The organism is Rhodococcus oryzae (assembly GCF_005049235.1).
Classification (GTDB): Bacteria; Actinomycetota; Actinomycetes; order Mycobacteriales; family Mycobacteriaceae; genus Rhodococcus_G; species Rhodococcus_G oryzae.
The window spans coordinates 21814-35662 of sequence record NZ_SUMD01000018.1; the positions used below are offsets into that span (position 1 = coordinate 21814).

General features: G+C 69.1%; 13 protein-coding genes. 7 read left to right on the forward strand and 6 right to left on the reverse strand.

Going from position 1 to position 13849, the window contains the following annotated elements; translation table 11 throughout:
- Window positions 1-16 precede the first annotated feature (16 nt).
- The 3 genes from FCG67_RS24170 to FCG67_RS24180 all read left to right on the forward strand — a co-directional run bounded on the left by FCG67_RS24170 (window position 17) and on the right by FCG67_RS24180 (window position 2258).
- The gene (locus FCG67_RS24170) at window positions 17-631 is read left to right on the forward strand and encodes an alpha/beta hydrolase (RefSeq protein ID WP_136912115.1); all 615 of its coding nucleotides are present in this window, start codon (window positions 17-19) and stop codon (window positions 629-631) included.
- Window positions 628-1383, forward strand: a complete 756-nt coding sequence (locus FCG67_RS24175) for a maleylpyruvate isomerase N-terminal domain-containing protein (protein WP_136912116.1) — start codon at window positions 628-630, stop codon at window positions 1381-1383. Before FCG67_RS24170 ends, FCG67_RS24175 begins: the two co-directional genes overlap by 4 nt.
- A gap of 89 nt (window positions 1384-1472) precedes the next feature.
- Window positions 1473-2258 carry an ESX secretion-associated protein EspG gene (locus FCG67_RS24180; RefSeq protein ID WP_136912117.1) on the forward strand — a complete coding sequence of 262 codons (786 nt, stop codon included), beginning with the start codon at window positions 1473-1475 and terminating at the stop codon, window positions 2256-2258.
- Between the two features lie 186 nt (window positions 2259-2444).
- On the opposite strand, the gene FCG67_RS24185 is transcribed toward FCG67_RS24180, so the two are convergent.
- From FCG67_RS24185 to FCG67_RS24195, 3 genes are all read right to left on the reverse strand, one after another.
- Window positions 2445-4232 (reverse strand): AMP-dependent synthetase/ligase, encoded by a 1788-nt coding sequence (locus tag FCG67_RS24185; protein WP_136912118.1) that lies wholly within the window; start codon window positions 4230-4232, stop codon window positions 2445-2447.
- Window positions 4233-4401: 169 nt separating this feature from the next.
- Window positions 4402-5028 (reverse strand): phosphoribosyltransferase, encoded by a 627-nt coding sequence (locus FCG67_RS24190; protein WP_136912119.1) that lies wholly within the window; start codon window positions 5026-5028, stop codon window positions 4402-4404.
- Between the two features lie 52 nt (window positions 5029-5080).
- A complete protein-coding gene (locus FCG67_RS24195; RefSeq protein ID WP_136912120.1) occupies window positions 5081-5878 on the reverse strand; it encodes a carbon-nitrogen hydrolase family protein in 798 nt (265 codons plus the stop codon).
- A gap of 77 nt (window positions 5879-5955) precedes the next feature.
- Here FCG67_RS24195 and FCG67_RS24200 point away from each other — a divergent pair, with 77 nt between their 5' ends.
- Genes FCG67_RS24200 through FCG67_RS24210 form a run of 3 tightly spaced genes read left to right on the forward strand, consistent with a single transcriptional unit; the run spans window position 5956 to window position 8921 of the window.
- Complete coding sequence (locus FCG67_RS24200; RefSeq protein ID WP_211243312.1) at window positions 5956-6498, forward strand: PadR family transcriptional regulator; 543 nt, start codon at window positions 5956-5958, stop codon at window positions 6496-6498.
- A complete protein-coding gene (locus FCG67_RS24205; RefSeq protein ID WP_136912122.1) occupies window positions 6495-7133 on the forward strand; it encodes a GyrI-like domain-containing protein in 639 nt (212 codons plus the stop codon). Before FCG67_RS24200 ends, FCG67_RS24205 begins: the two co-directional genes overlap by 4 nt.
- Before the next feature lie 39 nt (window positions 7134-7172).
- Window positions 7173-8921, forward strand: coding sequence for a DEAD/DEAH box helicase (locus tag FCG67_RS24210; RefSeq protein ID WP_136912123.1), 1749 nt, complete (start codon window positions 7173-7175; stop codon window positions 8919-8921).
- Between the two features lie 58 nt (window positions 8922-8979).
- Here FCG67_RS24210 and FCG67_RS24215 read toward each other — a convergent pair whose 3' ends face one another.
- The 3 genes from FCG67_RS24215 to FCG67_RS24225 form a co-directional block, all read right to left on the reverse strand.
- A complete protein-coding gene (locus FCG67_RS24215; RefSeq protein ID WP_136912124.1) occupies window positions 8980-9579 on the reverse strand; it encodes a hypothetical protein in 600 nt (199 codons plus the stop codon).
- A 120-nt stretch (window positions 9580-9699) separates the two neighbouring features.
- The gene (locus FCG67_RS24220) at window positions 9700-10476 is read right to left on the reverse strand and encodes an IclR family transcriptional regulator (RefSeq protein ID WP_136912125.1); all 777 of its coding nucleotides are present in this window, start codon (window positions 10474-10476) and stop codon (window positions 9700-9702) included.
- Window positions 10476-11984 carry an APC family permease gene (locus FCG67_RS24225; RefSeq protein WP_136912126.1) on the reverse strand — a complete coding sequence of 503 codons (1509 nt, stop codon included), beginning with the start codon at window positions 11982-11984 and terminating at the stop codon, window positions 10476-10478. The genes FCG67_RS24220 and FCG67_RS24225 overlap by 1 nt, the downstream gene beginning before the upstream one ends.
- A gap of 265 nt (window positions 11985-12249) precedes the next feature.
- On the opposite strand from FCG67_RS24225, the gene FCG67_RS24230 reads away from it, so the two are divergent.
- Complete coding sequence (locus FCG67_RS24230) at window positions 12250-13827, forward strand: flavin monoamine oxidase family protein (RefSeq protein WP_136912127.1); 1578 nt, start codon at window positions 12250-12252, stop codon at window positions 13825-13827.
- The last annotated feature ends 22 nt before the right edge of the window (window positions 13828-13849 follow it).

Below are 13849 nucleotides of genomic sequence, written 5' to 3' on the forward strand. Positions count from 1 at the left end.
ACGGCACAATGTCCCGATGCCATTCTTCTCGGGGGTCAGCGGGCAGGTTCACTATCGACATTGGCCGGTGCCAGATCCGGTCGTCGTCGTGGTGTTCCTGCACGGGTTGGGCCAGCACAGCGGTAACTATCACCGGTTCGGACGGGCCATGTCTGCCGAGCACATAGAGGTGTGGGCCCTCGACCACATCGGCCATGGTCTGTCGGAGGGCGACCTCGGGGTGATCGGTCCGCTGCCAGGACTGGGCGACAATGCCCTGCGGTTGGCCGCGATCGCCGAGGAACAGCATCCGGATCTGCCGGTGATCGTGATGGGGCACTCTCTCGGCGCGGCCGCGGCGCTCGCCGCGATCGAGGCGGAGCCGGAGAGGTTTCACGCGGCCGTGCTCAGTGCACTCCCTCGGGTCATCTCCTCGCGGCCGCCGATCGCCATGGGGCTGCCGATCCTGACCCTGCACGGCGTCGACGACAGGATGGCGCCGATCGACCCGGTCCGGTCGTGGGCGGCGGCACTGCCGTCCGCGACGTTGCGCGAATACCCGGACGCCGGTCACGATCTGCTGCACGAACCGGTCCAGCGGGTGGTGGCTTCCGACGTCGCGGCCTTCGTGCTGGGTACCGTTCAGGAATGACACCGGACCAACACCTCGAGACGCTGCGAACCGAGGGGCTGCGGCTCGCCGCGATGCCCGCGGCGGCGCTCGACGCCCATGTCCCCACGGTGCCGGGGTGGACCCTGGAACGGGTCGTGCGGCACACCGGGCGGGTACACCGATGGGTGCGGACGACGCTCGCGGCGGGGCCGGGAGCCGAGTTGGACGGGGCCGCGCAGCCGGAGTCGCTGCCCCGCGGCCCGGACTGCCTGCCTGCGTATCGGGAATCCCTCGAGCAGCTCCTGGCCGAGATCTCCGCCCACGATTTCGGCCGCGGCGCACCGACGTTCGCGGGTCCCGGCACCGTGGGGTTCTGGGCGCGCAGGCAGGCCCACGAGGTGGCGGTGCACCGGGTGGATGCGGCCGATGCGCTGCACGCCGCGGGTGGCCCCCCGCCGGAGGACATTTCCGCGGAGTCGGCCGCGGACGGCGTGGACGAGTGGGCCCGCCTGATGTTGGTCCGCGCCCTGCCAGCCGATCGGATCCCACCGGAGCTGCACGGCAGAACCGTGCACCTGCACGGCACCGACACCGAGGATGCGGAATGGCTGCTGCGGTTCGGACCCGAGGGGGTCACCGTCGCGGCCGGGCACGCCAAGGGCGATGTCGCGGTCCGCGGCACCGCGCAGGAGCTGCTGCTTACGATGTGGCGGCGACGACCGCTCGCGGCGCTCGAGGTGTTCGGCGATGTCACCGTGGCGCAGCGGCTGGTGGACGCGGCCCGGATCTAGCCGAGCGAGCGCGGAGGTGGAACCGCGTCGGGCGCGTGTGCGTCCAACCGGAACAGGGGCACGTAGTCGGGGACGGACGGTTGATCAGGATGCGATGGAATCTCAGCCCGGATGAGTTCGACCACGCCTGGCGCGAGGCCGGACTCGACCGGTTCCCGTACCCGCTGGAGGTGCATCGCACCGTCGACGACGGTGCCGCCCACGCGCGAGCGCTGTCCGATTGGTATGAGGGCTACCGCTCCGCGGAGCTCGACGTGGCCCTGGAGATTCTCGCGAAACCGTCTGTGCGCGTGGAGATATTCGGGGTGGAGGGCGGCGCCGCCATCAGCGATGGCCGGCCTGCCGCGGTCAGCGACGGGCGGCTCGCCGCCGAATGGGATGGTCGACCCGCAGCCGTGGTCCGGGTGCTGGGGTGCGCGAGCGAGCGAACCTCCGTGGTCGTCGCGCAGCGCCCCGGACCCACGGCGGATACGGGCGGGGACCTGGCGATGTGTCTCGGCGGCGTGGACACGCTGGCCCAGCGCATCATGGACATGCTGCCGGGGGCCGAGGCAGGTGGTAGGCGGGCGATGAGGGCTCCGGTGTCCGAGGTCCGCGGCGGACGTCGGTCCTCACTCCTGGTACCGGTGCGCTCGGCGAACACGGCGGCCCGGATCCGAGCGCTGCTCGACCTGCCACGCAACGGCGTGGGACAGGTGACCGTGACCACCGGAGTCGATCAGCCCGCGTCGTCGGCGAGCCGGGCGTTCAGCTGGATCGACGTGAGCGGTGACGGTCGCTACCTGGTGCGGACCGAGTCCGAGGTCGAGATTCGGCCGCTCTCGGTCGCCGACTTCACCGCGGAGTTGCGCACGGATCTGCCGGCGACCTACTGAGTCGGGTCAGGTCATGATGACCGCGTCGGCCGAGCCGAACGCGAGCGCGAGGTTGTTGAAGAAGGTCGTCACCGGGTCGTACACGAGTACGTCCTGCGGGTTGAGCATCTGGCACTCCTCCTTGAAAACGAATGGGTCGTCCCCCCGATCGGAGGGACGACCCATTCACTCATGGCAGGGGATCGCTCAGGTGTAAATGGCCTCGATCGCCGTCGCGAATTCCTGGTGGATGATGTTGCGCTTGAGCTTGAGGGTGGGGGTCAGCTCGCCGGTCTCGACGGTGAAGTCCACATCGAGGATGCGGTACTTCTTGATCTGCTCCGGGTTCGAGACCTTCTTGTTCCCCTCGGCGACCGCGGCGTCGATCTCGGCGACCAGGTCGGGATGCTTGACGATCTCCGAGATCGCGATGTCCGCGGCGATGCCGTTGCGCTCGAGCCAACCCGGCAGGGCCTCGGGGTCGATGGTGATCAGCGCGCCGATGAACGGCTTCGCGTCGCCGACGACCAGGCACTGGCTGATCAGGGCGTGGGCGCGCAGCGCGTCCTCGAGCACGGCCGGGGCGACGTTCTTGCCGCCGGCGGTCACGATGATCTCCTTCTTGCGACCCGTGATCGAGACGAAGCCCTCCGAGTCGATCGAGCCGAGGTCGCCGGTGTGGAACCAGCCGTCGCGGATGGAATCCGCGGTGGCCGCGTCGTTGTGCCAGTAGCCGTTGAACACGACCGGTCCCTTGACAAGCAGCTCGCCATCCTCGGCGATCTTCGCCGCGTGCCCGTTGATCGGCTTGCCGACAGAACCGACCTTCTGGGCGTTCGTGGTGTTCACGGTGATCGCGGCGCTGGTCTCGGTGAGGCCGTAGCCCTCGTAGATCGGGAGGCCGATGCCACGGAAGAAGTGTCCGAGACGCGCGCCGAGCGCCGCGCCGCCGGACACCGCGCGGTCACACTCGCCGCCGAGCGCGGCCCGCAGCTTGCCGTAGACCAGCTTGTCGAACAGCGCGTGCTTGAGCTTGAGCCCGAGGCCCGCTCCGCCGGTGTCCTGGGCCTCGCTCCATGCGATGGCGGTGTCGGCGGCCTTCGCGAAGATCTTGCCCTTGCCGCCGTCCTCGGCCTTCTGCTTGGCCGAGTTGTACACCTTCTCGAACACGCGCGGCACCGAGAGGATGAAGTTCGGCTTGAACGCCGCAAACTGCTCGAGCAGGGTGCTGATGTCGGCGGTGTGGCCGACGGTCACCTTGTTGTCGAAGGCGCCGAAGGAGATGGCGCGGGCGAACACGTGCGCCAGTGGCAGGAACATCAGGGTGCTCTGGCCCTCGTACATCGCGTCGTCCAGCGCGATCTTCACGGCCTTGGACTCGGCGTAGAAGTTCGAGTGGGTGAGCTGGACGCCCTTGGGGCGGCCGGTGGTGCCGGAGGTGTAGATGAGGGTGGCGGGGGAGGCGGCGTTCACCTGCCCGCGACGCTCGTGCAGTTCCTCGTCGGTGATGGCGGCGCCGCGAGCGGTGAGCTCCTCGAGCGCACCCGCCTCGATCTGCAGCATCTCCCGCAGCGCGGGGGCGGCCTCGGCGACGTCCTTGACGGTGGCGGCGTGCTTCGCGGTCTCGACGACAAGCACCGAGGTGGCGGAGTCCTCGAGGATCCACTGCGCCTGGTCGGCGGAGGAGGTCTCGTAGATGGCGACGGTGCAGCCGCCTGCGGTCCAGATGGCGTAGTCCAGCACGACCCACTCGTAGCGGGTGGCGGACAGGATGGCGACGCGATCGCCGAGCGCGATGCCGGAGGCCATCAGACCCTTGGCGACACCCTTGACCTGCGTGGCGAATTCGGCCGCGGTGACGTCGACCCAGGAGCCGTTGACCAGTCGCTTGAAGGGAACGTGCTGGGGGCTCTCCTTTTCGAGGCGGAACACCGTATCGGCCATGGAGATGTCTTCCGGGATGGAAAACGACGCCGGGACTTCGAACTCTCGCACTGTGACCCCTCCAGGTACTACTGACGTGTGGAGTGTGCATTGGATCACATCTGTGGTCGGTATGCACTCTCAAGCTTGTCCGAATTGCGAGGGTTAGCCTCGCTACGGAAAATTACGTGTAACCCCAAGTCTCGTGATCTGCGGGTTTTTCGTCTGGTTGAGGCGAAGATCACGTGGCGAGCAGGTCGGTCACCTCCTGGTCCGTGAGCTGGTGAAAATCCCGGTAGGCGCCGCCGACGCCGCCGAGCCAGCGCGGGACGAGCGGGCAGATCACCTCGTCTGCCTCCTTGGTCAGCCGTGCGACCGCCTCCTCGGAGGAGACCGGCACCGCGACCACCACGCGGGCAGCCCCGTCGGCCCTAGCCACCCGGCACGCGACCGCCGCCGTCGCCCCGGTGGCCATGCCGTCGTCGACGATCACCACGGTCCGGTCTCGCAGCGGGATCCGCCCCCGATCGCCGCGCAGCACCCGCGCACGCCGCTCGAGTTCGCGGCGCTCCCGCGATTCGACGGTGGCCAGCCCGAGTGGACTCATCCCGGTCTGCGCGAGGACGTCGTCGTTGAGCACCCGGACGCCCCCCTCGCCGAGCGCGCCCATCGCCAGCTCCGGCTGCCACGGCACGCCGAGCTTGCGGACGAGGATCACGTCGAGTTCGCCGCCGAGTTCGTGCGCGACCTCGGTCGCGACGGGCACCCCGCCCCTTGGCAGCCCGAGCACGAGCGGATCCGCGTCGCGCAGGTGGCCGAGCGACTCGGCCAACGCGCGACCGGCTTTCGCGCGAGTCTCGTACAGCATCCTGTCTCTGACGCTACGCCGCTCGAGCGCCTCCGGCGCCCGTGTGCGGGACCTAGCGCTCGGTGATGCCGAACCGGCGCAGCGCCAGCGCCGGGTTGGTCGCCCGAACCTGGGCGATCCGCTCGGCGGTGGCCTCGGCGCGCGCGGTTCCGACCTGATCGCCGAGCGACGCGAGCACCACGCCCATCGGGTCGACGATCATCGAGTTGCCTGCCCCGGTCCGGGCGCTCTGGTCGGCGGCCGCGACGTAGATGGTGTTCTCGATCGCCCGCGCACGCACCAGGGTGGTCCAGTGGTCCTCTTTCAGGGGTCCGGGCACCCACTGCGCCGGCAGCAACAGCACGTCCGCTCCCGCGTCCACGATCCGCCGGGTGACCTCTGGGAATCGCAGGTCGTAGCAGGTCTGCATGCCGAAGGTGAGCCCATCCACCTCGAACGTCGCCGGGTCGTCGATCGCCCCGGCGCGGAACACGTCCGACTCCTTGTATCCGAATGCGTCGTACAGGTGCAGCTTGCGGTAGACCGCGGCGATCCGGCCGTCGGGCGCCGCGGCCACCAGGGTGTTGGAGATTCGCGTGTCGTCGTCGAGCGTCTCGTTGACGCCCGCGACGACGTGCACCCCGAACTGCGCAGCGATCTCCAACAGGCCACCGACGAACGGCCCGTCGAGCGGCTCCGCGGAGGCGACGAGCCGCTCGTCGGTGGGCGGCGCGGTGAACATCGAGTACTCGGGAGCAACGACAACCTCGGCACCCCTTGCCGAGGCCTCGCCGACGAGATTGCGCAGGGTGAGGTGGTTTTCGGCTTTATCCATGCCCGGGGCGAACTGGGCCACTGCGATCTCGACCATGGTCCGAGTATGGCGTAGCCCCGCTCACTGTCGAGGAGGCCGCAGCCACCCGCATATCCTAGTGCTAGGATATGCGGGTGGCTGCAGACCTGACCGAATCCGAGGTGACCGTTCTCGGCCTGATCGCCGAGCGTCCGCGCCACGGCTTCGACCTCGAGAAGGTGATCGACGAGCGCGGCATGCGGCAGTGGACCCAGATCGGGTTCTCCTCGATCTATTACCTCCTCGGCAAGCTCGACAAGCGCGGCCTCATCGAGGAGGTGGCGGTGGAAGCGGGTGGACCCGGCAGGCCCCGCCGGGTCTACGCGATCACCCCGGCCGGACGGGCGGCCGCCGCGGAGCGGACCGCGCAGCTCCTCGCCGAGCCGTCCGTGGCGGCCGCGCCGGTGCTGGTCGGGATGGCCAACTGGCCGCTCCTCCCGCCCGCCGAGTCGATCGCCGCGCTGCGTCGGCGCTCGGAGGCGTTGAGCCGCAAGCGGGTAGAGGTGACAGCCGCTCGCGACGCCCAACGACCGCTGCCGGATTTCGTTGATGCCGTCTTCGAGTACTCGGTCGCGATGCTCGACGCGGAACAGAGCTGGGTCGCCCGGACCCTGACATCGCTTGAGAGGAAACGATGACCAAGCTCGATTTCAAGAAGCAGAAGGAGCTCTACGCGCCGGCCACCGGGGACTTCGTCCTGGTGGAGGTTCCCCCGATGTGGTTTCTCATGATCGACGGTCACGGTGACCCGAACGTCTCCGAGGACTATCGGCTGGCGGTGGAGTCTCTGTACGCCGCCTCGTACGCGGTGAAGTTCGCGAGCAAGAAGGGGCACGAGGCCGACTATGTGGTCGGGCCGCTGGAGGGCCGGTGGTGGGCGCCGGATCCCGCGGTCTTCGTCGACCGCAGCAAGTCGGAGTGGAGCTGGACGATGCAGATCCGGCAGCCGGACTGGATGACCACCGCCGAGGTCGCGGCGATCCTGGCCGAGACGGAGTCCAAGAAGAAGCTGCCCGTGGTGGGGGAGTTGCGCCACGAACGGCACGACGAAGGCCTGTCGGTGCAGATCATGCACGTCGGCTCGTACGACGACGAGGCGCCGACCCTCGAGCGGTTGCACGACGAGTTCATCCCCGGTCGCGGTCTCGAATTCAATGGCAAGCACCACGAGATCTACCTCGGGGACCCCAGAAAGTCCGCGCCCGAGAAGCTGCGCACGGTGCTCCGACAGCCCGTCCGAACGGCGTCGGTGAGGGCCGCGGAAAGGGCGTGAACGGGACACCCGGCGGCGACGTACTAAACTCCTGGTGAGATGAGCGACACCGAGCACAACCCCGAGCCGGAAACCGACACCACCACCTTTGCCGACCTCGGCATCGATGAACGGGTGCTGCGGGCACTCTCGGACGTCGGCTACGAGTCGCCGTCGCCGATCCAGGCCGCGACCATCCCGCCGTTGATGTCCGGAAGCGACGTCGTCGGTCTCGCGCAGACCGGCACCGGCAAGACCGCGGCGTTCGCCGTTCCGATCCTGTCCCGCATCGACACCGAGCAGAAGCGGCCGCAGGCCCTGGTGCTGGCGCCGACCCGCGAGCTGGCACTCCAGGTCGCGGAGGCGTTCGGTAAGTACTCGGCGCACATCCCCGGGCTGAGCGTGCTGCCGATCTACGGCGGCCAGGCCTACGGCGTGCAGCTGTCCGGACTTCGGCGCGGCGCACAGATCATCGTCGGTACCCCGGGCCGGGTGATCGATCACCTGGAGAAGGGCACCCTCGACCTCTCGCACCTGGACTACCTGGTGCTCGACGAGGCCGACGAGATGCTCAAGATGGGCTTCCAGGACGACGTCGAGCGGATCTTGGCCGACACCCCCGAGTACAAGCAGGTCGCGCTGTTCTCGGCGACCATGCCGGCTGCGATCCGCAAGATCTCCAAGCAGTACCTGCACGACCCGGTCGAGATCACGGTCAAGACCAAGACGTCGACCGCGCCGAACATCACGCAGCGGTATGTGCAGGTGGCGCACCAGCGCAAGCTCGACGCGCTCACTCGGGTCCTCGAGGTGGAGACCTTCGAGGCGATGATCATCTTCGTCCGCACCAAGCAGGCCACCGAGGATCTCGCCGAACGCCTGCGGGCGCGCGGGTTCTCGGCCGCCGCCATCAACGGCGACATCGTGCAGGCGCAGCGTGAGCGCACCATCGGTCAGCTCAAGAGCGGTGTGCTCGACATCCTCGTCGCCACCGACGTCGCGGCCCGCGGCCTCGACGTCGAGCGCATCTCGCACGTCGTCAACTACGACATCCCGCACGACACCGAGTCCTACGTGCACCGCATCGGCCGTACCGGCCGCGCCGGACGCTCCGGCGAGGCGCTGCTGTTCGTGGCGCCGCGGGAACGGCACCTGCTCAAGGCGATCGAGAAGGCCACGCGCCAGCCCTTGACCGAGATGCAGCTGCCGACCGTCGAGGACGTCAACGCGCAGCGCGTCGCCAAGTTCGGCGACTCGATCACCGAGAGCCTGAACTCCGAAAACCTGGCGCTGTTCCGGACTCTGATCGAGGACTACGAGCGCGAGCACGACGTGCCGCTCGCCGATATCGCGGCGGCCCTGGCCGTGCTCTCGCGCGACGGGGAGACCTTCTTGATGCCGCCCGAGCCGCCGGCGCCGCCGCGCCGCGAGCGCGAGCCGCGCGCGGAGCGCCCGCCCCGCAAGTTCGATGACGAGCCCAAGTTCGGTCGGGAGGGGCAGGAGCTCGCCACCTACCGGATCGCGGTCGGTAAGCGGCACCGGGTGGCGCCAGGCGCGATCGTCGGCGCGATCGCCAACGAGGGCGGCCTTCGGCGAAGCGACTTCGGTCACATCAGCATTCGGCCCGATCACAGCCTGGTGGAGCTTCCGGCGGACCTCGCGAGCGAGACCCTCGAGGCGCTGCGGCGGACCCGGATCTCCGGTGTGCTCATCCAGTTGACCCCGGACCAGGGCCCGCCCGGGCAACGGCCCGCGCGCGACGGCGGCAAGGGCAAGTTCGATCGAAAGCCCAAGCGCGACCGCTACTGACCAACTGACAACGCCCGGCCACAATGTGGCCGGGCGTTGTTTGCTGTGGGGCGGAAGGCTACTTGGCCGGTGCGGCAGGCGCGTCGGGCGCGACGGTGAACATCCCGACGGTCGGCAGCACGACGCAGGTCGCGTCCGCGTATGTGACCGTGCCGAACAGTGCGGCGGCGACGTTGCCGGGGCCCGAGTCCACGACCTTCGACAGCGACGGGGTGCCGAACTCGGTGACACCGTCGATGGGGGCGATGCCGCTGGCGCCGGTGCTGGTGTTGACCCACACGGCGGTCAGGCCGGAGCCCTTCGCCACTCCGGAGACGCGGGGCGAGGCCTGGAACCGGATCTGGCCGGCCTTGAGGTCGCCGCCGCTGCTGGCGGAGGCTCCGGTGAGCGTGATCGGGACGCCGGGGCCGCAACCGAGCGTCGGCGAGGTGAACGCGAACAGGCCGAAGGAGCTCGCAATGTTCGTGGTGACAAGGGGAGAGCCGACCAGGACGTCAACGGCGGCGCTGTTCGCCTCGGAGTTGGCGGCGGCCTTGCGGAGATCCTGGATGCCGTCCGACTGGGGGTCGGCGCCTGCGGTGCCCGCGAACACGAGGGTGGCGGTCGCGCCGATGGCGAATGCGGCGGTGGTGCGACGTGCCAGGTTCTTGCCGTTCACTCAATGCTCCTCGTGTTGTGTGCTGCTCCGAGGAGAAGGTACCGGATAACCGTGCCCCCGGCGAGAGATGATTTCAGCACCCGACCGTCCGTTGTCGGGTTGGACCAGACCACCGAGCCCTCAGGTGTGGGCCGCCGAGGACCGCCTCTCCGACGCGGGCAGGCACAGTCGAGAGGCGAACGAGCGCAGCAGATCGCGGACATCCCGGTCGGTGGGTTCGAGGCGGCCGGTCTTGCCGATCGCCGCGAGGCAGCCGGCGACCCGGCCGTCCGAGGTCCGCACCGGCACGGCGACCGCCGTTCGGCCGACCCGACATTCGTCCATCTCGCCCGCCGCGTCGGCATCGCGGACCCGCCGTAGTTCGGCGGCGAGGGTGCTCGGATCGGTGATGGTGTGCGCGGTCAGCCGGCGCAGGGGGCGTGGCCGGTCGTGCTCCGGGAGCCGGGACAGCAGCAGCTTTCCGATGGCCGAGGCGTGCAGGTGTGCGGTGATCGCGGACTCGGCGGCGAGTTCGTGATCGGGGTCGCGGTCGACAAGGCGGACCCGACCGTCGGCATAGGACGCCAGATAGATGCCGAACCGGACCTGTGACCGCAGCTCTTCGAGGACCCGGCCGCGGTCCGTGTCGGGTTCGGGTGGGGCGGCCGCCCCCGCAAGTTCGCGGGTGCGCCGACCGAGGGCGAACCCCGACAGGTCCTCGACCCGGATCAGGAATCCGTCCGCCACAAGCAGGTTCAGCAGTCGGTAGGCGGTGGCCGGTGGGATTCGGCTCATCGTGGCGATGTCCCGTGCGGCCGCGCCGGGCCCGAGGCTGGCCACCGCTTCGAGCAGTGACAACGCTTTCTGCACCGCCTTCGGTTCGTGCCCGCCGAGCTCGGCGGTCCGGAGTCCCGCCATCAACGCCCGCCGCGGTCCGTACGGTCTGCGCCGACCAATGCGATGGCGCCGCGCGCGTTCGTGCCGAGGGCCCCCGAGCCGGGCAGCACCTCCGCCGACTCGGGGCTGTCGAACACCCCGACAGCGGCGAGGGCGCCGGGACGGCTTCGGCGCAGGTGCCGCTGCCACGCCGCCCCGGCCAGGACCACGGACGCGACCGCCGCACCTGCCCAGTACCGGCCGTCGTACGCATTCAGCCCCACGATGTAGCCGAGGGTTGCCGCCGCGGCCGTGCCGCCGATCCATCCGGCACACACGACTGGGAGGGTCAGCTCGCGGATCCGGTGCAGGAACCTCAGTGATGCGACCGTCACCAGCAGGTACGCGATGATCAGTGCGCAACGCACGCCGACCTTGACGTCGGCGATCACGGCGTCGAATGCCGCGAAGGCCATCGCCGCGGACAGCACCGTCGCGACGATCACCGAGAGCGCCACCCATGGTGTCCGAAGCCGGCTGTGCACGGCCGCCAACGCCCCCGGCAACACCCGTTCGATCCCCATCGAATAGGCCAGCCGAGAGGCGGCATTGGACGAGGCCATCGACGACGCCAGCCAGGAACAGCTCAGTCCGAGGTTGAGCATGATCACCACCGCCGGACTCACTCCGGTGCCGGTGCCATGCAGGTACGCGTTGACCACCGTGTCGGCGCGCCCGGACCAGGCGGCCCAGGCCGCGAAGATGAACATCGCCCCACAGATCATCGGGGTGAGCAGCACGGTGCGGGTCACGGTCACCAACGGTCGCTTCGCCTCCGGCCCGAAGAACGTGGCGCTCTCGAACCCTGCAAGGGCGAACAGCGCGGTCAGCACCACCAACATCACACCGCGGGTGCTGTCGGCGTTGTCGACCATTGCGACCTGATCGCTGGACCCGGAGAGCATCATGAGCCCGGCGATGAACATCAGCGAACACACCTCGACGGTGAGGATGGCGAGGGCCGCGAACCGGACCCCGCGGACCAGTGCCGCGAGGATGACGGCGGCCACCGTGAGGTAGACGGCCGCCACCCACGGCCCCCGTGGCTGGAGGCCGAGTTCGGCGAGCAACGCGATGAGCGCCTGACCGCCGTGGTACATCGTCAGGGCGCCGCTGCCGAGGTATTTCGCCAGCATTGCGACGCCGGTGGTGAGTGCGGCGCGGGTCCCCAAGCCCTGGAACACGAAGCTGTAGAGCCCGCCTGCGGCCGCCAGCCTGCGGGTGAACTGGGATACGCATGCCGCGATCAGCGAGACGGCCACCGTGGCGACGACGATGGTGATCAGCCCCGCGAGCAGGGTCTCGTGGGTCAGCATCGTGACGGGGAGCAGCACCATCGAGGCCGCGGGGGCGGTCGTCGCGATGGCCTGAGCCAGCACCTCGGTGCCGGAGAGCCTGCGGCGTCCGAGAGCGCGCAGCGGTGAGACCGCGGGCCGCTCCGGTTCCACCGCCGAGAAGGACCGCGCGATCGCGTCAGCCAAGGCAGTCATCGCACCTCCACACCGTCCGGCCCCCGGGAGGCACCGGTCCGGCGACGGTATCCGGGGCGTGTTTCGCGAACGTTGCGGTCATGAGTCCGGGGTCGCTCGGCGAGTGAGAAACCGAGCGCGCCCGTTCTCACTCGACGCACCGCGAATTTCTCGTTCGCGTAGCTGTCGCGACTCACGGCCACCACAGGATTGGCGGCGAACATCCACCTCGGCCAGCCGAGAGCACGAATGGGAGCGCGAATTGGCAGTCACCAGAAGATCATTCATGCAGGGACTCGGTGTCACCGGCGGCGTCGGCCTGGCGTACGGGGCGATGTCGACCCTCGGTCTTGCCCCGGCGACCGCGGCCGCGCCCCGCCGCTTCCAAGCCCCGGCGATGGGCGACCTGATCGGCCAGGCGCCCGGCTCGCAGTCCATCGTGATCCTCGGCGGCGGGCCGGCGGGCCTGTGCTCGGCCTACGAGCTGCGCAAGGCGGGCTACGACGTCACGGTGCTCGAGGCGCGGACCCGTCCGGGCGGCCGGGTGTACTCGGTGCGCGGCGGCACGACCGAGACCGACCTGAACGGTGAGACGCAGACCTGCACCTTCTCGGAGGGGCACTTCTACAACCTCGGCGCCACCCGGATCCCGCAGAGCCACATCACCCTCGACTACTGCCGCGAGCTGGGAGTCGAGATTCAGCCGTTCGGCAACCAGAACGCGAACACCGTCGTGCACTACAAGAGCGACACCTCGATCTCGGGCCAGTCCGTCCAGTACCGCGCGGCCAAGGCGGACACCTTCGGGTACATGTCGGAGCTGCTCAACAAGGCCGCATCGATGGGTGCGCTCGACGACGTCCTCTCGCCGCAGGACAAGGAGGCGCTGGCATCCTTCCTCAGTGATTTCGGCGACCTGTCCAGCGACGGTCGCTATCTCGGATCCTCCCGGCGCGGTTACGAATCCGAGCCGGGCGCGGGGCTGAACTTCGGCTCCGAGACCAAGCCCTTCGCGATGTCGGAGGTGATCCGCGGCGGGCTCGGGCGCAACTTCAGCTTCGAGTTCGGGTACGACCAGGCCACGATGATGATGACCCCGGTCGGCGGCATGGATCGCATCTATTACGCCTTCCAGGAGGCGATCGGAACCGATCGGATCCGATACGGCGCCGAGGTGACGGCGATGAGGAACGTGCCCGACGGCGTCACCGTCGAGTACACCCAGGACGGCAGGGCGCGGTCGATCACCGCCGACTACTGCATCTGCACGGTGCCGCCGAACCTGGTGGGCCGCTTCGCGAACAACCTGCCTGCGGACGTGCTGACCGCGCTCGAGGCGGCCATCCCGGTTTCCTCCGGCAAGCTCGGCATCGAGTACTCCCGGCGGTGGTGGGAGACGGAGGACCGCATCTACGGCGGCGCCAGCAACACCGACAAGGACATCTCTCAGATCATGTTCCCGTACGACCACTTCGGCTCCGACCGGGGCGTGGTGGTCGGGTACTACAACACCGGCAAACGACATCTCGCCTTCGAATCGCTCACGCACCGACAGCGTCTGGCCAAGGCCGTCGCGGAGGGCACGGCGATCCACGGCGACAAGTACGGACGCGACATCACCTCGTCCTTCTCCGGGAGCTGGCGCCGGTCCCGGTACTCGGAGGGCGCCTGGGTCGGGTGGAAGGGGGCGGGGGACTCGCACGGCGGCGCCGCCACCCCCGAGTACACCAAGCTGCTCGAACCGGTGGAGCGGATCTACTTCGCAGGCGACCACCTGTCCAACGCGATCGCCTGGCAACACGGTGCCTTCACCTCCGCCCGCGACGTCGTCACGGCGCTGCACCAGCGCGTCGCGCTCAGCTGACCTCCCCTCGACACAAGGAGAA